At 63.2% G+C, this 19,340-nt stretch carries 23 protein-coding genes; 5 read left to right on the top strand and 18 right to left on the bottom strand.

The features are described 5' to 3' along the window. Positions 1 to 85 precede the first annotated feature (85 nt). From tolB to HNQ95_RS13810, 6 genes are all read right to left on the bottom strand, one after another. Positions 86 to 1,402 carry a Tol-Pal system beta propeller repeat protein TolB gene (gene tolB / locus HNQ95_RS13835; RefSeq protein ID WP_067956791.1) on the bottom strand — a complete coding sequence of 439 codons (1,317 nt, stop codon included), beginning with the start codon at positions 1,400 to 1,402 and terminating at the stop codon, positions 86 to 88. Between the two features lie 38 nt (positions 1,403 to 1,440). Further along, entirely contained in the window at positions 1,441 to 2,511 is a 1,071-nt protein-coding gene (gene tolA / locus HNQ95_RS13830; RefSeq protein WP_067956794.1) for a cell envelope integrity protein TolA, read from the bottom strand. An 8-nt stretch (positions 2,512 to 2,519) separates the two neighbouring features. Then, positions 2,520 to 2,978, bottom strand: a complete 459-nt coding sequence (gene tolR, locus HNQ95_RS13825; protein WP_067956797.1) for a protein TolR — start codon at positions 2,976 to 2,978, stop codon at positions 2,520 to 2,522. A 10-nt stretch (positions 2,979 to 2,988) separates the two neighbouring features. Continuing rightward, on the bottom strand, positions 2,989 to 3,699 hold the full coding sequence (gene tolQ, locus HNQ95_RS13820) for a protein TolQ (protein ID WP_067956800.1): 711 nt from the start codon (positions 3,697 to 3,699) through the stop codon (positions 2,989 to 2,991). A 359-nt stretch (positions 3,700 to 4,058) separates the two neighbouring features. After that, positions 4,059 to 4,526, bottom strand: coding sequence for a tol-pal system-associated acyl-CoA thioesterase (ybgC, locus tag HNQ95_RS13815; RefSeq protein ID WP_067956802.1), 468 nt, complete (start codon positions 4,524 to 4,526; stop codon positions 4,059 to 4,061). Between the two features lie 164 nt (positions 4,527 to 4,690). Further along, positions 4,691 to 5,512, bottom strand: coding sequence for a class I SAM-dependent methyltransferase (locus HNQ95_RS13810; RefSeq protein ID WP_182574285.1), 822 nt, complete (start codon positions 5,510 to 5,512; stop codon positions 4,691 to 4,693). A gap of 341 nt (positions 5,513 to 5,853) precedes the next feature. On the opposite strand from HNQ95_RS13810, the gene HNQ95_RS13805 reads away from it, so the two are divergent. Continuing rightward, positions 5,854 to 7,068: a glycoside hydrolase family 5 protein gene (locus HNQ95_RS13805; RefSeq protein ID WP_246719241.1), complete on the top strand. Its 1,215-nt coding sequence runs from the start codon at positions 5,854 to 5,856 to the stop codon at positions 7,066 to 7,068. A gap of 12 nt (positions 7,069 to 7,080) precedes the next feature. On the opposite strand, the gene HNQ95_RS13800 is transcribed toward HNQ95_RS13805, so the two are convergent. The 10 genes from HNQ95_RS13800 to HNQ95_RS13755 all read right to left on the bottom strand — a co-directional run bounded on the left by HNQ95_RS13800 (position 7,081) and on the right by HNQ95_RS13755 (position 13,212). After that, positions 7,081 to 7,983: a metallophosphoesterase gene (locus tag HNQ95_RS13800; RefSeq protein WP_182574287.1), complete on the bottom strand. Its 903-nt coding sequence runs from the start codon at positions 7,981 to 7,983 to the stop codon at positions 7,081 to 7,083. Then, positions 7,980 to 8,471 (bottom strand): GNAT family N-acetyltransferase, encoded by a 492-nt coding sequence (locus HNQ95_RS13795; protein WP_182574288.1) that lies wholly within the window; start codon positions 8,469 to 8,471, stop codon positions 7,980 to 7,982. The genes HNQ95_RS13800 and HNQ95_RS13795 overlap by 4 nt, the downstream gene beginning before the upstream one ends. 3 nt (positions 8,472 to 8,474) lie before the next feature. Beyond that, positions 8,475 to 9,515 (bottom strand): Holliday junction branch migration DNA helicase RuvB, encoded by a 1,041-nt coding sequence (ruvB, locus tag HNQ95_RS13790; RefSeq protein WP_067956812.1) that lies wholly within the window; start codon positions 9,513 to 9,515, stop codon positions 8,475 to 8,477. Positions 9,516 to 9,555: 40 nt separating this feature from the next. Next, positions 9,556 to 10,176: a Holliday junction branch migration protein RuvA gene (ruvA, locus tag HNQ95_RS13785; RefSeq protein ID WP_182574289.1), complete on the bottom strand. Its 621-nt coding sequence runs from the start codon at positions 10,174 to 10,176 to the stop codon at positions 9,556 to 9,558. 13 nt (positions 10,177 to 10,189) lie between these two features. Then, entirely contained in the window at positions 10,190 to 10,606 is a 417-nt protein-coding gene (locus HNQ95_RS13780; protein WP_210283767.1) for a type II toxin-antitoxin system VapC family toxin, read from the bottom strand. A 12-nt stretch (positions 10,607 to 10,618) separates the two neighbouring features. Continuing rightward, positions 10,619 to 10,858 (bottom strand): AbrB/MazE/SpoVT family DNA-binding domain-containing protein, encoded by a 240-nt coding sequence (locus HNQ95_RS13775; RefSeq protein ID WP_182574291.1) that lies wholly within the window; start codon positions 10,856 to 10,858, stop codon positions 10,619 to 10,621. A gap of 103 nt (positions 10,859 to 10,961) precedes the next feature. Continuing rightward, positions 10,962 to 11,213, bottom strand: a complete 252-nt coding sequence (locus HNQ95_RS13770) for an AbrB/MazE/SpoVT family DNA-binding domain-containing protein (protein WP_154386617.1) — start codon at positions 11,211 to 11,213, stop codon at positions 10,962 to 10,964. A gap of 60 nt (positions 11,214 to 11,273) precedes the next feature. Continuing rightward, positions 11,274 to 11,795 carry a crossover junction endodeoxyribonuclease RuvC gene (gene ruvC, locus HNQ95_RS13765; RefSeq protein ID WP_154386616.1) on the bottom strand — a complete coding sequence of 174 codons (522 nt, stop codon included), beginning with the start codon at positions 11,793 to 11,795 and terminating at the stop codon, positions 11,274 to 11,276. A gap of 90 nt (positions 11,796 to 11,885) precedes the next feature. Then, positions 11,886 to 12,419 (bottom strand): protease adaptor protein RcdA, encoded by a 534-nt coding sequence (rcdA, locus tag HNQ95_RS13760; protein WP_067966050.1) that lies wholly within the window; start codon positions 12,417 to 12,419, stop codon positions 11,886 to 11,888. Between the two features lie 415 nt (positions 12,420 to 12,834). After that, the gene (locus tag HNQ95_RS13755; protein ID WP_067956827.1) at positions 12,835 to 13,212 is read right to left on the bottom strand and encodes a hypothetical protein; all 378 of its coding nucleotides are present in this window, start codon (positions 13,210 to 13,212) and stop codon (positions 12,835 to 12,837) included. A 451-nt stretch (positions 13,213 to 13,663) separates the two neighbouring features. On the opposite strand from HNQ95_RS13755, the gene HNQ95_RS13750 reads away from it, so the two are divergent. Continuing rightward, a complete protein-coding gene (locus HNQ95_RS13750; protein WP_067956829.1) occupies positions 13,664 to 14,215 on the top strand; it encodes a DUF2269 family protein in 552 nt (183 codons plus the stop codon). A gap of 37 nt (positions 14,216 to 14,252) precedes the next feature. Here HNQ95_RS13750 and HNQ95_RS13745 read toward each other — a convergent pair whose 3' ends face one another. Further along, positions 14,253 to 15,887 carry an acyl-CoA synthetase gene (locus tag HNQ95_RS13745; protein WP_182574292.1) on the bottom strand — a complete coding sequence of 545 codons (1,635 nt, stop codon included), beginning with the start codon at positions 15,885 to 15,887 and terminating at the stop codon, positions 14,253 to 14,255. Between the two features lie 57 nt (positions 15,888 to 15,944). Continuing rightward, positions 15,945 to 16,715 (bottom strand): sulfite exporter TauE/SafE family protein, encoded by a 771-nt coding sequence (locus HNQ95_RS13740; protein WP_067956835.1) that lies wholly within the window; start codon positions 16,713 to 16,715, stop codon positions 15,945 to 15,947. 174 nt (positions 16,716 to 16,889) lie between these two features. Here HNQ95_RS13740 and HNQ95_RS13735 point away from each other — a divergent pair, with 174 nt between their 5' ends. The 3 genes from HNQ95_RS13735 (at position 16,890) to efp (ending at position 19,329) form a co-directional block, all read left to right on the top strand. Next, complete coding sequence (locus HNQ95_RS13735; RefSeq protein WP_154386614.1) at positions 16,890 to 17,537, top strand: thiamine phosphate synthase; 648 nt, start codon at positions 16,890 to 16,892, stop codon at positions 17,535 to 17,537. Between the two features lie 6 nt (positions 17,538 to 17,543). Continuing rightward, entirely contained in the window at positions 17,544 to 18,659 is a 1,116-nt protein-coding gene (locus tag HNQ95_RS13730) for a tetratricopeptide repeat protein (protein ID WP_067956843.1), read from the top strand. 103 nt (positions 18,660 to 18,762) lie between these two features. Then, positions 18,763 to 19,329 carry an elongation factor P gene (gene efp, locus HNQ95_RS13725; RefSeq protein WP_018429990.1) on the top strand — a complete coding sequence of 189 codons (567 nt, stop codon included), beginning with the start codon at positions 18,763 to 18,765 and terminating at the stop codon, positions 19,327 to 19,329. Positions 19,330 to 19,340: the final 11 nt, after the last annotated feature.

The following is a 19,340-nucleotide window of genomic DNA, read 5'->3' as shown; positions in this document are numbered from 1 at the left end:
TGGGACGCGCAAAGGGCGCTGTCACACTTTGACACGGGTGACTGCCCCGTTGCGAAGTTCGAAACCGATCTTCGCGCCCGTGCACTTAGTCGAGCAGCGGCGACCAGGCCGGGTCGGAGGCAAAGCCCGAGGTCGGGATCGCCTGCTCGTTGCGGCCGGTGAGGTCGACCGAGTAGAGCTTGGGACCGCCGCCGCCGGGCTGGTCGCGGAAGAACATCACGACGCGGCCATTCGGCGCCCAGGTCGGGCCTTCCTGCTGGAATCCGGTCGACAGGATGCGCTCGCCCGAACCGTCGGTCTTCATGACGCCGATCTGGAACTGGCCGCCCGACTGCTTGGTGAAGGCGATCAGGTCGCCGCGCGGCGACCACACCGGGGTCGAGTAGCTGCCGCCGCCGAAGGAAACGCGGGTCTGGCCCGAGCCGTCGGCGCCCATGACGTAGATCTGTGGCTGGCCGCCACGGTCGGAGGTGAAGACCACCTTGGAACCGTCGGGCGAATAGGATGGCGAGGTGTCGATGGCGCTGGAGTTGGTCAGGCGCGTTGTGGTGCGGCTGCGCAGGTCCATCGAGAAGATGTTGGAATTGCCGTCGTCGCGCAGCAGGCTCATGATCACCTTCTGGCCGTCGGGTGAAAAGCGCGGCGCAAAGGTCATGCCGGGGAAGTTGCCGACGAGTTCGCGCTGGCCGGTCTCGATCTGCAGCAGGTAGACCTGCGGCTGACCGCTTTCGTAGGACATGTAGGTGATTTCCTGGCGCGTCGGCGAGAAGCGCGGGGTCATGGCGATCGAGCGGCCATCGGAGAGGTAGCGCACATTGGCGCCGTCCTGATCCATGATCGCGAGGCGCTTCTTGCGCGCGGTCTTGGCGCCCGACTCGTCGATGAACACGACGCGGGTGTCGAAGTAACCCTTCTCGCCGGTCAGGCGCTCATAAATGGCATCGGCGATGATGTGGGCGATGCGGCGCGAATTGGCCTTGTTGGCGAAGAACTGCTCGCCGGCAAGCTGCTGGCCGGCAAAGGTGTCCCACAGCCGGAACTCGGCCTTCAGCCTGCCGTCCGCTTCCTGGCTGACACGGCCGGTGACCAGCGCCTGGGCATTGATGACCTTCCAGTCCTCGAAGCGCGGTGCGACATCGGGGTTGGAGATCTTCTCGATGAAGGCGCCCTTGTCGATCGGGGCGAACAGGCCCGAGCGCTGCAGGTCGGCGGCGACGATGCCGGCGATCTCGGCACCCATCGCATCACCTGACAGGAAATCGGTGATGGCGATCGGCAGCGGCTCGACATTGCCCTTGTTGACGTCGATCTCGACCAGCGCGCGTGCGGGCAAGGTTGCAAACGCGGTCATGCCGCTCGCCATGGCGCCGATCAGAAGGATCGCTTTGATTACATGCTTCATTAGACAGGCCTCTTAGTTCCGGGTGAGCGTGTGGGCGCTCAGAACATTTCGCTCGGGTCGAAATTGACGATGACTTGGTCCCAGCCGCCGGCATATTTGTCAGCCGGCAGATTGTACGGAGCACACTGGAGGACCGCGCGGCGCGCCGACTCGGCTGCCGCCCGCTCGATGCCGGCCGAACCACCACCGGAGATGATCTCCGGCCGTCCCTCGACTTCGCCGCTAGGGGTGAGATTGAACTGAATGGAAACCTTGAGGTTGCCGCCGTCCATGGCGCCTGCCGGCACGTTCCAGCAACGCTGGACCTGACCGCGAAGGGCGTCCATCTCGCTCTGGCTCAGCTTGTTGCCGCCGGTGTCCTTCTTGCCGCCAAGCGACGCCTGTTCGGTGGAGCGCTTGGCGCCGCCGCCCGAAGGCTTCTGTTTGTTGAGAAGGGCCGCAACCTCGTCGGCGTTGAATTCCTTTTCTTCCGACTTCGGCTTGGACGAGGCCTGCTGGGTCTGCTTGTCTTCCTGCTTGCGCTCGGGCGTCTTGGCCGTCTGCGCCTGCGGAGGCTGCGGCTTGGCTTCGGGTGCCGGCGCATTCTCGGGCAGCTTGACGGCTTCCGCCTCAGCCTGGTCGTTGACGATGGTCTCGGCAACCGGGTCGGGCTTGACTTCCTGCTTGGGCTGAGGCTGCGGCGTCACTTCGGTCGCCGGTACCGGCACAGGCTTTGGCTCGGCCTGCTTCACCGGCTCGGGCTTGGGCTGCTCGACCGGTGTCGGCTTGGGCTCGGGCTTGGGCGAGGGCGGCGGTGCGGCTGCGACATCCACGTCCTTCTGCGTCGGCTCGGGCGTCGGCGGCTTGTCGCTGTCGGTCTTGTTGTCGCCGACATTCTGGGCGTCCGGCACGATGTCGGGACGGCTTGTCGGCTTGGGCGCCGGCTTTTCGTTGGCCGGGGCCTTCTTGTCGCCCTTCTGGATCTGGGTGATCGATTCCACTGGCACGATGTCGACCGGGAACGCCTCGACGTCGGCGACTTCGAGGGCGCTGGGTGCCGACAGGGTGAACAGGCCGAAACCCAGCACCGCTGCATGCAAAACCACAGATGTCGTGATGCCGGTCTTCATTTTGCGGGCTACTGGTCCTGTTCCTGCAGCGTAACGAGGCCGATCTTGTTGTAGCCGGCGGCCTGGATACGGGCCATGACCTTCATCACCGTACCGTAGTCGGCGGTCTTGTCGCCGCGCACGTAGATGCGTTCCTCGTAGCCGGCCTTGGCGATGGCGCCGAGCTTGGCGACGACCTCGTCGATCGGGATCTCGGTTTCCTGGATGTGGATCTGGCCGGCCTCGTTGATGGAGATGGTGATCGGCTGTGTTTCCGAATTCAGCGCTTTGGCCTGGGTCTCGGGCAGGTCGATTGGCACGCCGACGGTCATCAGCGGTGCGGCCACCATGAAGATGATGAGCAGCACCAGCATCACGTCGACGAACGGCGTGACGTTGATTTCGGACATCAGGCCGTGGTGGCGGCCGCGCCGCCTGTGGCCGCGCCCGCCGCGGCCCGAACCGCCCGCGCTAACTGACATACCCATGGTCTACTCCTCAGGCCCGCTGCGCGACTTTTTCATCGATTTGGCGCGACAGTATGGCGGAGAACTCGTCCGAGAAGCCCTCCATGCGCATGCCAATCTTGCCGGCGTCGGATGACAGCTTGTTGTAGGCGATGACCGCGGGAATAGCGGCGAGCAGGCCGATTGCGGTTGCCAGCAGTGCCTCGGCGATGCCGGGGGCGACGACGGCGAGGTTGGTCGACTTCGAGCCGGCAATGGCCTGGAACGAGGTCATGATGCCGACGACGGTGCCGAACAGGCCGATGAAGGGGGCGGCCGAACCGATGGTGGCGAGGAAGCCGAGCCGGCCTTCCAGCCGCTCCATCTCGCGCGTCAGCGCCAGGTCCATTGCCTTGTCGATACGGGTCTGCAGCGCCAGCGGCGATTTGGCGCCCTTCTCGAAACTCTTCTTCCACTCCTTCATGGCAGCGACGAAGATCGCGCTCATGCCTGTGGTCTTGCGATCGGAAAGGTTGCGATAGAGCTCTTCCAGCGACTGGCCCGACCAGAAGATCTGTTCGAAGCGGTTCAGCGCTGCGCGCATGCGGTTGTAGGCAACCAGCTTGTCGACGATGATCGCCCAGGTCCATACCGACGCGCCGAGCAGGCCCAGCATCACCAGCTTGACCACCCAGCCGGCCTGCCAGAACAGCGCCCAAATCGACAATTCCGCGCCGGTTTGGGCGAGAGGTAGGTTTTCCATCTTGTAACAGTCCTTAAGATTTCCGGGCCCGGCTCGCAGCTAGCCCTTGCGCATCATCCCATCGTGGTCCGTTCGCGCGAAGCTTCCGGAAGTGCCCCAAAATGCGCCTTTTCGGCCTTTTCGGAGCCAATTTTGGTGAAAGGAAGGCCGCTCGGAATACTTACGACTTTCACCGACCCCTTAATGGACCGTTATGGTTAAAGATGGGTTAGGAACATGATGGTGCGCCAACCTGCCACCCGGTGCGACGGGATTGCAGCGCTCCGGAGCCCAGTAATCGCTGCGCGGCGTCACACGATCTCGTGATCAGTGAACTCTCATGGCAGGGCCGTCGGCGGTGTGCCGCCGCTCGGCCGACATTACCGTCCGGGCATGAAGGCTTCGATCCAGTCCTTTGGGAAACGCCTGGGGCGGCCATTCTCGCCGATAATTGCCGCTTCGACCTTGGCTTCGACCAGCACCTCGTCACCGCGTTTCAACTGCTGGGCCATGGTGATGCGGGCGCCCGAGACGTCCTGCGTCCGGGTTTCGATGGTCAGGATGTCGTCGATCTTGGCTGATCCGCGGAAATCGATCTCCATGCGGCGCACCACCCAGACGATCTTTTCGCCATGCTTGCCGTCGACAAGTTCGGTGTGGTGGACGCCGGCGAGGCGCAGGAAGTCCGAGCGCCCGCGTTCAAAGAATTCGAGATAACGCGCATGGTAGACGACGCCGGAGAAGTCGGTGTCGGCATAATAGACCCGCGCCATCAGCCGGTGGCCGAACGGCGTCAGGGCGCCGGATAGGCCGGCCGCCAGCAAGTCCTGGTCCACATCATCCGCCATTGCACATCCTCTTTGCGGTCCATTGTCGGCACGATCCGGCAACAGGGCAGGGAGTCCGATGGCATTATCGGTGGCAACGATCAAGAACTGTCTGACGCATTGCCGGCACGGGTTTGTCGACAGCCGAGCAGCCTTGGCCAGGGCAGCGCCTTGCGGCAGTTCCGTCAGACCTTTTCGCCCTGCCTTTCGGCAGGTGCGACGCTCAGGTCCTGGCATGCCTTCTGCAGTCGAGCCTGCGTACCCATCGGCCCCGGACGTTTGCGCGAAAACACCAGCAGGTTGGTCCGCATGGCCGGCGGCATGAGCCATTGCAGCAGCGAGACGAAGGCAAAGCCCGCCGCCGTGCCGCCATGATATTTCGGCGTGCCGTTGGAAACGTAGCCATGGTGCGACCAGCTCTTTTCGTCGAAGGCGCGCCGAATGCTGCCCAAGGTGTTCATGCGGTAGAATGTCGGAAACGCATCTTCCCGTGGCCGCTCGGGCCACACCAGCCTCATGATGCGATCCTTCACCGTTTCCGGCACCAGCGTGGTGCCAATCCCGACATAGCCAAGGCGGTTCGGGGTGAGCGCGCAAAGCCATCCGCCGGGCCTGAGCACCCGGTGGATTTCCTGCGCGAACTGCCGGGGATGTTCGACATGCTCGATCACCCATTCGCAGATGATGATGTCGACGCTTGCGTCTTCCAGTGGCAGGCGGCCGCCAGGTTCAATGACCCGCGCCTCGTCGAGATGCGGATGCGTCATCACCACCGGGTCGACGTCGATGCCGATGACCTTCCTCACGCGGCCATGGAAATTGCAGAACCACTTGCGGAAAGGCGCACTGCCGTGGTCGAAACGGGAGCCGCGCCCGGCCCCCAGGTCGACGACCACCATATCGGGCTCCACAAGGGCGTTGACGCGCGTGTAGAACTCGATCGCCTCATCGTCCCGGGTAAATCCGCCGGCTGCTGTCTCAGGCCGCCATTGGTCAACCACCGTCATTGCATAACCCCCGCTGCGCAATCGATCGAAATTCTATCAATAGCTGTGATCTGCAAACAAGTATCCATGCTTAGCAAACAAATCATGAAGATCATCGTTTACGGTTAACCTGAAAATTTATTGCTTTCAATGCAGATACATTCGCAATGGATCTCGCGCAGCTTTTGTAATGAATCGTGCCGACGAATCTGTCGACGTGTTGTTTAGAAGGTGCTTTAGTGCGTCGGTGGCCTGGACTTTCACCATGTTCGGCCTTGGGGCTTTCCTTTCTCCGGGCTTTTGGGCACCAATTCTGTCTGACCGAGAGGGTGGCGATGGTGGTGATGATCCGAACCTTAGTGATGGCCTTGCTTGTGCTCGCGTTGCCGCTCTGCACGGCCGACGCGGCGACTTTCACGATGAAGCGGGGCATCAATCTCGATATCTGGGAAACCTGGCCCGGTGAGGGCAAATGGGACGACGCGAACGTCATCCTGCCGTTTCCCGAATGGCGCCAACGGCTCGGTGAGGGCGACCTGAAAACGCTCAAGGCCGGCGGGTTCGACGTCGTGCGCATTCCCGTCGACCCTTCGGTGTTCCTGTCCAAAAAGACAGAACCGCTGCGCGAACAATTGCTTGAGAGCGTCCTGGAGTCGGCGCGCATGGTCAACGCGGCCGGGCTCAAGGCGGTGGTCGACCTTCACCTCATTCCGTCAGGCGGCAATGGCCAGATCGGCATGTCCGAGGTGATGGACGATCCGGCCAATTTCGACCGTTATGTCGAGCTGGTCCGGCAGATGGGACTCACCTTGGCCAAGGAAGATCCGGGCCTGGTCGCCTTTGAGCTGATGAACGAGCCGGTCGTCGATTGCGAACAAGGCGAGGCCAAGCTCTGGCCTGAACGTCTCAAGCGCCTTTATGCCGCCGCGCGCGCAACGGCGACCCGCCTGACCCTTGTGCTGTCCGGCAGTTGCTGGGCCGGTGCGGAAGGTCTCGCCGCGCTCGACCCCAAGGATATTCCCGACGACAATGTCATCTGGACGTTCCATTCTTACCAGCCGTTCCTGCTGACCAGCCAGGGCGCCACCTGGGCCGGCGACTTCATTCGTTATGTTACCGGGCTGCCTTATCCGCCCTATGCCGTGCCTCGCGCCGAGCTTGATGCTGTGCTCGACAAGGTCCGGGCCAAGATCCGGGCCGAGGCGCCGATGCTGCGCCGGGCCGGCATGCTCGCCTATCTCGATGAGCAGATCGCCCTGATCGACAGCAAGGAAAAGCTCGAAGCCGAGCTCGACGCGCCGTTCCGCCAGGTCGATGCCTGGGCGAAGAAGCACGACATCTCGCCCGACAATATCTATCTCGGCGAGTTCGGCATGATCCGCCAGGAGTACAACAATCCCTACGTCATGCCCGGTGCCTGGCGCGCCGCTTATGTCAACGACATGATCGCTCGCGCCGAGGCGCGCGGTTATGCCTGGTCGATCTGGGGCTACGGCGGCGCTTTCGGCATCGTCGACGAATTCGAGGGGCGGAAGGCGGAACCTGACGTGCTCGAGGTTGTGAAGGGGCTGAAGTAGCTTCGCTTCAGCTCAACCCAGGTCGATCGTGAGGATTTCCGGACGCACGCCGAAACGGATCGGTGCGATGCTGAAACCGAGGCCGCCCGAAATGATGAGGTTGCGGCCAGCTTCGACGACGTGGCCATAGGCGTAGCGGTTGCCGTAACGCGAGGGAACGACCGGCGAATAGCCGAACAGGCGCACCTGGCCGCCATGGGTGTGGCCCGACAGGGTCAACGCAACGCGGCTGGGAACGTCGGGGAAAATGTCGGGCTCATGGGCGAGCAGGAGGACAGGTGCCTCATCGCCGACTTTCGCCAACGTGCCTCTAAGGTCGTGAAGCCCGGTGAAGCCCTTGCGGCCCCATGCTCTGCCTGGCCGCAAGGCCAGCTGGTCGGCGAGGCCTGCGATCCAGAAGCCATGACCTTCCTTTTCCAGCCGGACGACGTCGTTTTCCATGACGGGAATACCCGCCGCTTCCAGCGCCCGCCTGGCAATTGTCGGACCTTGCCCGGCCTTTTGCGCCGTCAGGTCCTCCCACCAGTCATGATTGCCAAGGATGGAGAACACGCCGAGCGGTGCCTTGAGGCCCGAAAGGGCCGAAGCCCATTCATGGGAATCGACCCAGCTGCTTACCATGCGGGTTCCAGCGACGTAGTCGCCAAGCAGTACGATGATGTCGGGCTCCAGCGCGTTGGCTTCTTCCGCCAACGAAGCGATGCGCTCTGGCGTCATCCATGGCCGGCAGGCGTGGATGTCGGCGAGCGCCACGACGCGCAGCTTCAAGCCATCGGGCCAGTTGGGCGGGGTCAGCGCGTAGCGTTTCACCCGTGTCAGCAGCATCGGTTCGATGCCGACCGCATAGCTGCCAAGCGCCGCCGCAGCCAGGACCGAACCGCCGAGAAAACGGAAGAAGCCGCGGCGAGTGATCAAGCTTTGGCACTCGTGCGATGGCGCTCGAAGCGCTGCTCGCGCACGCCGCCGGACCACTGGTCGCGTTCTTCCTCGGCAACGAGGTTGAAGCCGAACGATTCATAGAGATGCCGGGCCGGACCGAGCCCGACGAATGTCGTGAGATAGACGCCGGGAAAACCCTTGGCGTCGACATGCGCCATGGCCTTGTCCATCAGCCGGCGCCCAAGGCCCGTCCCGCGCGCGCCATCGCTGGTGATGAACCAGCGCAGATGCGCCAGCAGCTCCGTCGAGGTCGGAGCCTCCAGGCTGATCGTGCCAAGCAGGGCGCAGTTGTCGTCATCCTCAGCGGCGAAGAAGTCGAGGCCGGGTCTGAAGTCGCGCATGAAGGCGGAAAGCTCGCTGGCGACCTTGGCCTCGAAAGGCAGCCCAAAACCCCAGTCGCGGGCGTAGTAGACGGCGTGCAGTCCAACGATGTCGGCTATCAGTCCGGGGCGATAGCCGATCATGTATCAGTCTTCCTCTTGGAACAGGTTGATCTGCTGCACGGCAAGGTCGCGCGGGATCTCGAGGCCAAGGTGCTTCCAGGCATTGGCCGTCAGCACGCGGCCGCGCGGCGTGCGTTGGATGAAGCCCTGTTGGATCAGATAGGGCTCGATGATGTCCTCGATGGCGTCGCGTGGCTCGGACAGGCCGGCGGCGATGGTCTCGATGCCGACCGGGCCGCCGCCGAAATTCATCGCGATCATCGAGAGGTAGCGCCGGTCGAGCGAATCGAGACCGAGTGCGTCGACCTCCAGCCGCGACAGCGCCTCATCGGCGATGCGGCGGTCGACCGGACCGGAGCCGGCGACGGCGGCGAAGTCGCGGACGCGGCGCAAGAGGCGGCCTGCGATGCGCGGGGTGCCGCGGGCCCGGCGCGCGATCTCGATGGCGCCGTCGTCGGCGAGCGGCATGCCGAGGATGCGGGCGCCGCGCCGCACGATCAGCTCAAGCTCCTCGACCGTATAGAAATTGAGCCGGGTCGGGATGCCGAAGCGGTCGCGCAGCGGGTTCGTCAGCAGACCGAGACGGGTGGTCGCGGCGACAAGCGTGAACTTGGCCAGGTCGATCTTGACCGAGCGCGCCGCCGGACCTTCGCCGATGATCAGGTCAAGCTGGTAGTCCTCCATCGCCGGATAGAGGATTTCCTCGACTGCCGGGTTGAGGCGGTGGATCTCGTCGATGAACAGCACGTCGCGTTCTTCGAGATTGGTCAGCAGTGCGGCAAGGTCGCCGGCCTTGGCGATGACCGGGCCGGAGGTCGAACGGAAATTGACGCCGAGCTCGCGTGCCATGATCTGGGCGAGCGTCGTCTTGCCGAGGCCGGGCGGACCGACGAACAGCACATGGTCGAGCGCCTCGCCACGGCCCTTTGCCGCCTCGATGAAGATCTTGAGATTGGCGCGCGCCGCCGCCTGGCCGACGAAATCGTCCAGCGTCTGCGGGCGCAGGCTGTTGTCGGCATCCTCGCCGCGTTTGTCGGGGGTGATAAGACGGTCAGGCGAATTCATGCGTCCGTCCTCGCACGGAGACCGGCTGCGAGCAAGGCGCTCACCGTGCCAGCTCCTTCAGGCCGAAGCGGATCAGCTTGGAGGAATCGGCGTCTTCGCCGACGCTCTTCATGGCGGCGGCAATGGCGTTGGCGGCGATGTCGCGAGAATAGCCGAGATTGACCAGTGCCGAGACCGCGTCGGCGATGGGGGCAGGGGCGACGCCTTCGCCGAGTTCCTGCTTGAGCCCGATCGTGCCCGTTGCCTCGCCGGCGAAAGCCGGGGCCTTGTTCTTGAGCTCGGTGACGATGCGCTCGGCAACCTTCTTGCCGACGCCGGGCGCGCGACTGACCATGGCGATGTCGCGCAGCGCGATCGCGTTGGCGAGATCGGAAGGCGCCAGCGTCGACAGGATCGCCAGCGCCACCTTGGCGCCGACGCCCTGGACGTTGGCCATCAAGAGCTTGAACCACTCGCGTTCCAGCTCGGTCTTGAAGCCGTAGAGCCGAATCATGTCTTCGCGGACATAAGTCTCGATGAACAGGATCGCGGCTTCGCCGACGCCGGGCAAGGCTGCGAGCGTGCGCGTCGAGCAATAGGCGACGTAGCCGACGCCATGCACGTCGAGCACGCAGAAATCCTCGCCGATCTCGTCGACGGTGCCCTTCAACTTGCCGATCATGGTTCAAGCCTCGTCATGGATGGGTATCGGGCGCGATGATCTCGAGCTCGGGGAAATAGGTGCGGTAGCGGGTGGCGTCTCGGGTCAACAGGCGATGTCCGGACACAAGCGCATGCGCCCCGATGAGGAAGTCGGGCAGGGCCCGCTCACCGCGACCGCCCCGCTGCCGGTATTCGCGGTGCGCCCAACCGGCGGCCAGCGCGGCCTCGAAAGGTATGTCCTCGAAGGTCCATAGCGTCGAGACAAAGACGCCTTGATAACGCTCCGCCGAAACGAACTCATGCGAAACTTCGGCTGCGACAATGGCATTGAATATCAGGTCGCCATACCGTCGTGCTTCTCGAATCTGCTGCCTGGACCAGGTCGCCCACTGCGAGCCGGGCTCGACGACATCAATGATGACGTTGGAATCAATGATTGTCGCGGACATCACGATCCCTGGTCACATGGCCATGATGTCATCGGCAGTCAGATTGCTGTCGCCCGTACCTTCGATACGCCGGAACCAATCCTCCAGGCTGCGGTCAAGCGCCTTCGCCCGCATATCTGGCTCGGTGCCGCGCACCAGTTCGACAGCGCCGTCGGCGCGTTCGACAAAATCCACCTCCGACCCTGCCTCGATGCCGAGCCGGTCACGGATTTCCTTGGGGATCGTCACCTGGCCCTTTGTGGTCACGCGCATGGTAATACCTCGTAGGTATTACTTAGTGGCGATGTGAGAACAAGTCAAGAACACGTAGGTCGCGGCGAGGGTGTGGTGTGCGGTCGGGGCGCCTGACTGGACGTCACCGGCCCTTCACCAGCGCCAGCATTTCGTCACCATTTGTCGCCAGATCCCCGGCGCCTTCGAGCCGGTCGAGAATGGCCAGGAACCGGTCAAGCCGGTCGCGGTCGGCCAGCCTGTTGATCTCATCCTTGGGCACGATGGTGATCTTGCCGCCTTCGATACCGAAAATCACCTCGGTGTTGGCGCCGATGCCGAACGTCTCGCGCAGATCGCGAGGGATCGTCACTTGGCCCTTGCTGGTAACCCGCATGGAATCATTCCTCTTCTTGCCGGAAAGGAATGTTGCAGCGATGAGAACAAGTCAAGAACATCACGCGTGAGCGGCAGCCAATGCAGCCAGCCTGTATGCCGGGCTCTGGCGGTGGTGGGCATGGCAGATGGCGATTGCGAGGGCATCAGCGGCATCGGCGGTGTCGAACACCGACTTCGGCAACAGCACCTTGACCATCATGGCGATCTGCTTCTTGTCGCCGTGGCCGACACCGATGACCGCCTTCTTCACCGCATTGGGTGAGTACTCGGCTACGACGAGCCCGGCGCGGGCCGGCACCAGCATGGCGATGCCGCGCGCCTGGCCGAGCTTCAGGGTTGCAGTGGCATCCTTGTTGACGAAGGTCGCCTCGACGGCCGCCTCATGCGGCATTTCGCGGTGAAGCACGTCGGCTAGGCCGTCATGCAACTGGCAAAGCCGGCTGGCGAGCGCCGCCTTGTTGTCGGAGCGCACGGTGCCGGCGGCGACGAACCGCAGCGCGTTGCCGAGGCTCTCGATGATGCCCCAACCGGTGCGCTGAAGGCCGGGATCGATACCAATGATACGAATCGTCTCTCTCATCCGCGAACTCTATCTTCACGGAGACAAGACGCCAGAAAAATGTGAACAAAACAGAAACAATCCCCGCGTCATCGCAGGGATTGTGCTGCGTCAGTTGCGGGCAAAGGCCGTGTTGAGCAGGCTGATCTGGTCGGAAACCGGGTTGCTGCGGCGCATCGCCTGCACCGGCACGACGGTTGCGCCATTGCCATAGATTTCATCGTCCATGCGGCGCACATGCGCCTGCAGGCGCAGCGAGCGGCGCACCAGGTCGACGAAATCGGCGGGCAGTTCGTTCCAGCCGGCGGCGTCGTCATGGGCGGAAGCCGTGTCGAGCCGCACCTTGGACTTCTCCGAGGCGACCTGGTCGCGGGTCATCTCGCCTGAGTTGGCGGCGCGCTGCAAAAGCAGCCACGAGGCGATCTGCATCAGGCGGGTGGTCAGCCGCATCGATTCGGCGGCGTAGAGGGTGGCGGCAAGCCGCGACAGCTTCTTGGCCTCGACGCGGCCGGCACCGTCGAGATACTCGGCGGCCTGTTCGACCAGGCCCATGCCCTCATTGTAGAGGGGCTTGAAGGACGGCGAAAACACCCGCCTTTCGGCGAGCTTGATCGTGTTTGCGCTTTCCCTCGAAGGCTCGTTCATCATCGCTACCCTGCACCCTGTTCGCGTTCTGCCCGTCTTTCCCGACGGATTCTGCGCGGCCGTTCCTATACGCCAAGCCCGATGAAAATGCGCTTCCGCCGATGTGAACGCAAGCGCATGTTTAACAAAGGGTTAACGCGCCGGATCGGATAGCTTTTGGAGGGCATTTCCGAAGGCGCGCGGGCGAAAAAAAGAGCCGCGGAAAAGCGCGGCTCTCAGGAGTTTAACAGGGAGGCGTCAAACAAAGTGGCTCCAACCACTCGGTAAGAATCCAGATGACTGGATACGCACAGTAAACACTGGGAATGCTTAATGGGCGCTTAAGATCGGTGCCGATTTCGCCTTATGGCGCGTTAGACTGTGCCGGCACGGCACAACGGTGTGGCGTTGCCGGCAGGCAGGATCTTATGCCGACTCAGGACTTCCACACCGTCGGCAGGGCGATGAAGGCAAACAGCAGCATCGCTGCGTAAAAGCCCATCGACGACATCGCCACCACAGGTTCGATCGCCGCATTGCCGCCGAGCAGGAAGAACAAGCCGACCAGAAGGCCGATGCCGCTGACCGCCGTCAGCCAGAAATGGACCTTGGCCAGCGTCTTGTCGCGGGCGACAGGAAAAAGATGGTAGAAGAAGGCGAACACCGCCGACATCAGCCAGCCCGCCACCATGGTGTGGGCGTGAACCGGCATCTGGCTGTGGTCCTGGCTGATCGACATGTGCAGGCCAAGCGCCATGCCGCACAGCGCGTAGACGACCGCGAGCGTGAAGAAATTCCGTGCTACCCCTTGCATTGTAGTCTCCTGATGCCTTTTCCCCCAGCAGGGAATGGGTTGATGTCGGCCCGTGACGAACCGCTGTTACGGCGCATGTGCACCGGCCGTGTTTCCGCAGCATGCCGCACGGCCAGGCCGCGCGCATGTCGGGTCGTTACATTGCAGATATCGTCAGGATGATGTGTCCGGCCATTCGCCCCCCCCGCGGCCGGTTGGATACGCGCCCCTCCAGCGCATGAAGGACGATATCACGTCGCCCGGTCGGCATTACATGCCTTGTAGCTGAAATGACGTGTTTTCCCCTGCCACCTTGTGGGGCCCCCGACCATCGTTTCCATTGCCGAAACATCCCGCCGTTTTCATCGACACACTACCGAAACAGCACCGGCGCTATTAGCCGGCCCGAAAATGAGCGCGGCCTGAAGTGGGTGCTGCGATTTCGCAAAACCGGATTGGAAAGGTCAGGAGTATGGATTGGTACTCTCTCTTCAAGTTTCTTCACGTCGTCGCAGCCGTTCTCTGGGTCGGCGGCGGCTTCGCACTGATGCTGCTCGCGGTTCGCGCCGACCGTGCCGGCGACACCGACGGCATGTTGCAGGTCATGCGTTCGGTCGGCGAACTCGGCAACCGGCTGTTCATGCCGGCATCGCTGGTCACGCTTCTGCTCGGCCTCGTCATGTGCTGGTTCTGGGTCGGCTTCACCGATCTCTGGATCGTGCTCGGGCTTGCAGGTTACGCCATGGCCTTCCTGATCGGCACCCTGGTGTTCAAGCCGACCGCCGACCGCATGGCTGCGATCATCGCCCGCGATGGCGTGACGCCTGCAGCGCTCGATCAGGGCCGGCGCATCCTCAAGGTGGCGCGATTCGACTATGCGATGATGCTGATCATCGTCGCCGACATGGTGCTCAAGCCGACGGCTTCCGACCTACCGATCCTCTCGGCGATGGCTGTCGTTTTCGCGGCCGGCTTGTGGGCAGCCTTCGATGGCCTGCACCCGTCCACCGTGGTTGCGGCCTGAAGGAATGGGCGCGCTTCCGGCGCGTCGCCCTCGATCCTTATCCCTTGGCCATGTCGCGCAGCCGGAACTTCTGGATCTTGCCGGTCGAGGTCTTGGGAATCTCGGCGAAGATCACCGCCTTCGGCACCTTGAAGCGCGCGAGCAGGGAGCGGCAGTGCTCGATGATTTCGGCCTCCGTCGCTTGCCTGCCTGGCTTCAGCTCGACATAGGCAATGGGCACTTCGCCCCATTTGTCGTCGGACCGCGCCACCACTCCGCATGAAGCGACCGAGGGGTGCTTGTAGAGCGCGTCCTCGACCTCGATCGACGAGATGTTTTCGCCGCCCGAAATGATGATGTCCTTGGAGCGATCCTTGATCTGGATGTAGCCGTCCGGATGCATCACACCGAGGTCGCCGGAATGGAACCAGCCGCCGGCAAAGGCCTCGTCGGTCGCCTTCTTGTTCTTGAGATAGCCCCTCATGACGATGTTGCCGCGGAACATCACCTCGCCGATGGTCTCGCCGTCGGCGGGTGTCCTTTGCATCGTCTCGGGGTCCATCACGGTCAGGTCCTCGAGTGCGGCATAGCGCACACCTTGGCGCGCCTTCTTCGCCGTGCGCGGTTCCTTCTCGAGTTTGTCCCATTCGCCGTGCCATTCGTTGACGACCGCAGGCCCGTAGGTCTCGGTCAGGCCATAGAGATGGGTGACGGCGAAGCCGGCGTCGGCCATGCCAGACAGCACCGCTTCCGGCGGCGGCGCGGCAGCTGTGTTGAAGGTGACCTGCTGCTGAAATGTGCGCTTGTCCTCGTCCTGGGCATTGATCAGGATCGACATGACGATCGGTGCCCCGCACAGATGCGTCACGCCATGGTCGGCGATGGCATCATACATTTGCCTCGCGCGTACCCAGCGCAGGCAGACATGGGTGCCGGCCTGCACGGCGAGCGTCCACGGAAAGCACCAGCCGTTGCAGTGGAACATCGGCAGCGTCCAGAGATAGACGGCGTGCTTGGCCATGCCGGCGTGGATGGTGTTGGTGTAGGCCATCAGCGCGGCACCGCGATGGTGGTAGACCACACCCTTGGGATTTCCGGTCGTTCCCGATGTGTAGTTGAGTGAGATCGCGTCCCATTCATCGTCGGGCATCGACCATGCGAAAGCCCTGTCGCCTGTCGCGACGAAGTCTTCGTAGTCGAGGCTGCCGATACGCTCGCCCTTGGGATAGGGGGCGTCCGCGGGGTACTCAGGGTCGTCATAGCAGATGACCAGCGGCTTCACCGTTGCCAGCGCCAGAGCCTCCTTGACCACGCCTGTGAATTCGCGGTCGACGATCAGCAGCTTGGTCTCGGCATGGTCGAGCTGAAAGGCGATGATCGCCGCGTCGAGCCTGGTGTTCAGCGAATGCAGCACCGCCTTTGTCATCGGCACACCGAAATGCGCCTCCAGCATCGGCGGGGTGTTGGACAGCATCACCGTCACCGTATCGCCCTTGCCGATGCCGCTCGCCTTGAGCGCCGCGGCAAGTTTCAGTGACCGTTCCCACCATTGCCGGTAACTCGTGCGCTGGCTGCCATGGATGATGGCGACATGGTCTGGGAACGTCTTTGCGGCGCGTTCGAGAAAGCTCAGCGGCGTCAGCGGCTGGTGATTGGCGGGGGTCTTGTCGAGGTCTTCCTCGTACTTGCCCATGACAGTTCTCCTCCCTGGTCGCGACGAGCCTATTCCACCGCCGCGAGGCGGTCATCCTCACATAAAGTCGACCACCCCGTCATAAAGCAGCTTCAGGGCGACGATTGCCACCGTCGCGTAAGTGAAGGGGTAGAAGATTTCCGGCCGCATCCGCCTGACCAGCCAAGCGCCGGCCAGCGTCGCCAGCGGTGCCAATGGCATCAGCGCCAGCGAGGCGGTCAGATTGGCTGTGTCGAACTGGCCGAGCGCAAAGTAGGGCACCAGCTTGATGGCGTTGGTGACGGCGAAGAAGATGACGCTGGTGCCGGTCAGCACCTTCGGATCCATCCTCAGCGGCAAGGTGTAGACCTGGAATGGCGGGCCACCGACATGGGCGACGAAGCTGGTGAAGCCGGCGATCGATCCCCAGAAGGCGCCGGCGGCGCCGTTCGGCTCGGTCTTGTGGTCGGCGCCGTGGCGCAGGCTGGTGTAAATCCAGCGCGCCACGAAGATGAAGGCGATGGCGCCGACGATGAAGCGCACATTGTCGGCAGTCACGACAGAGGCCATCAGCCAGCCGATGCCGATGCCGATGATCGAGCCCGGCAGCATCTGCCACAGGATCGTGCGGTCGAAGACGCCGCGCCAGGTCCACAGCGACACCACATCCATCAGGATCAGGATCGGCAAAAGGATTGCAGCAGCCTGCACCGGCGAAATCACCAGCGCCATCAGCGGAACGCCGACGAAGCCGACGGCACCGCCAAAGCCACCCTTGGAAAGGCCAACCAGAATCACGGCAGGAACTGCCGCTGCATAGAACCACGGGTCGAGAAGAAGGTCGGTCATCGAGGGCCTCTCGAATCCGCAATATCGGGATGCCGGGCAGTTGGCGAGTGCCTTCCCCATGTTTTCATATGCTTGGGCTTTGCCGCCCATCCTGTTCAACGGCAGCACTTTGTTCTATGCCCCAATGCAAACATGATCGCCTTGCATAGGCGACAAGCACCCGGATCGATGCACATGAACCCAACCACGCCACCCAATCGCTGCCGTATCGTGCTGATCGCGCCGCCGACAGTCGCCCCGCAACAGGTCGAGGCGGCACTCGCCGGTGGCGACGTCGCATCGCTGATCCTGCCCGGCGAGGGCGTCGATGAAGCGTCGTTCCAGAGCTTTGCCGAAAAGGTCGTGGCCGCCGCGCAGAAGGCCGGGGTGGCAGTGGTCGTCGCCGGCGACACCCGCGTCGCCGGGCGTGTCCATGCCGATGGCATCCATATAGAGGGCAACAAGGAAGAGCTTGCGGAGGCCGTCGAAAGCTACCAGCAGCGCATGATGGTCGGTGCCGGTGGCGCAAAGACGCGCGACGATGCGCTTGAGCTCGGCGAAGAGCGACCAGACTACATCTTCTTCGGTCGCTTCGGTTACGACAACAAGCCCGAGCCGCATTCGCGCAATCTCTCGCTCGGTGAATGGTGGTCCGAGATGATCGAGATCCCGTGCATCGTCATGGCCGGTTCGGACATCGCCTCGGTCGAGGCAGTGGCTGCTACCGGCGTCGAATTCGTTGCCCTGTCGTCGGCGGTGTTCGGCGAAGGCATCGACCCGCGCGAGGCGGTGGCCCGCGCCAATGCGCTGCTCGACGAAACCGCGCCGCGTTTCGAGGAGTAGTCATCGATGGATCGTTCGCGCCTTCTTGCCGCTTTGCTGTGCCTGGGCTTTGGGCTCGAGCCCGCGATTGCCGTCGAGAGCGCGCCGATCACGCCGTCCGACCAGGGAGCCATTCCTTCGCTCGGCAAGCCGCTCGACCTGATCGATCCAAATCGCTTCGGACCGGCGCCGATGCCGCTCGACGCCGCGCCCATGCCGGTCGTCGAACCGGTGCCCGCACCTCAAACTCCAGACCTCGGCGCCAATCCGGCGGCCAAGACGACAGACGGCATCGACCCCAACCGTTTCGGCGGCAAGCATTCTGACGAAGCCTACGGCGCCTTCCAGCGTGGCCTCTACAAGACGGCCTACAATCTTGGCATCACACGTGCCGAGGCCGGCGATGCCGCTGCGCAGACGCTGGTCGCCGAGATCCTTTCGCGCGGCCTGGGCGTCGCCCGCAACGACAGCGAGGCGGCCAAATGGTATGAACGCGCCGCAGAACAGGGCATTCCCGAAGCCCAGTTCCAATATGCGCTGATGCTGCTCGATGGAAGATACGTTACCCGCGACGACAAGGCCGCCAATGCGCTGATGCAGGCGGCGGCCGAAGCCGGCAACCGTTTCGCCCAGTTCAACTATGCCCAGATGCTGGTGCAGCGCGAACCGGGCGGCAAGGGCCTCGAAAAGGCCGTGCCCTATTACGAGCGCGCGGCGGCCACCGGGCTGCCCGATGCGCAATACGCCATGGCCCAGGTCTACGCCAACGGCGTCGGCGGCAAGCGCCGCGACGACAACCAGGCGCGGCTGCTGCTCGTCCGTGCCGCCAGGCAGAACTACGACTCGGCCCAGTTCGACCTCGGCTTATGGATGGCCGATGGCCGTGGCGGCGATCGCGACCTGAAATCCGCCTTCGGCTGGATGAAGCTTGCCGCCGATGGCGGCAATGTCGCGGCGCAGAACCGGCTCGCCAAGTTCTATATGGGCGGCATCGGCGTCGATCCCGATCCCATTCTGGCGGCGGCGTGGTACATCAACGCCCGCCGTGCCGGGCTCAACGATCCCGAGATGGACGACTTCCTGCGTGGCCTGACCGACGCCGAGATGAAGCAGGCGCTGGAACGTGCCAACCGTCTGCGCTGATCCAGCGAAAATCTCGACTTCTCTTGCCTAAAAAGCCATTTTGTGGTCTTGGAGGCGCCGATAGCGCCCCTTCCGGCGCAAACCTCTCTTCCGGAATCCAATCATGGCCAAGATCAACGGCAACGAAATCCGTCCCGGCAACGTCATCGAGCATGACGGCGGCCTCTGGGTGGCGGTCAGGACCAATCACGTCAAGCCCGGCAAGGGCGGCGCCTACAACCAGGTCGAACTGAAGAACCTCATCAACGGCACCAAGCTCAACGAGCGTTTCCGCTCAGCCGAGACCGTCGAGAAGGTCCGCCTGGAGCAGAAGGATTTTTCGTTCCTCTACGAGCAGGGCGACGCCCTGGTGTTCATGGACACCGCCAGCTACGAGCAGCTCGAACTGCTCAAGGATTTTGTCGGCGATCGCGCTGCGTTCCTGCAGGACGGCATGATGGTTACCGTCGAGCTCTATGACGAGCGCCCGATCGGCATCGCGCTGCCCGACCAGGTGACGCTGACGATCACCGAAGCCGATCCTGTCGTGAAGGGCCAGACGGCTGCGTCGTCCTACAAGCCGGCCGTGCTGGAAAACGGCGTCCGCGTGCTGGTTCCGCCGTTCATCTCTTCGGGCGAGCGCATCATCGTCGACACCAACGAAATCACCTACGTCCGCCGCGCGGACTGATTTCGACACTG

Source organism: Aminobacter ciceronei, from assembly GCF_014138625.1.
Lineage (GTDB): Bacteria > Pseudomonadota > Alphaproteobacteria > Rhizobiales > Rhizobiaceae > Aminobacter > Aminobacter ciceronei.
The sequence above is the reverse complement of the archived record's forward strand: the minus strand, read 5'-3'. Positions and strand labels throughout refer to the sequence as shown.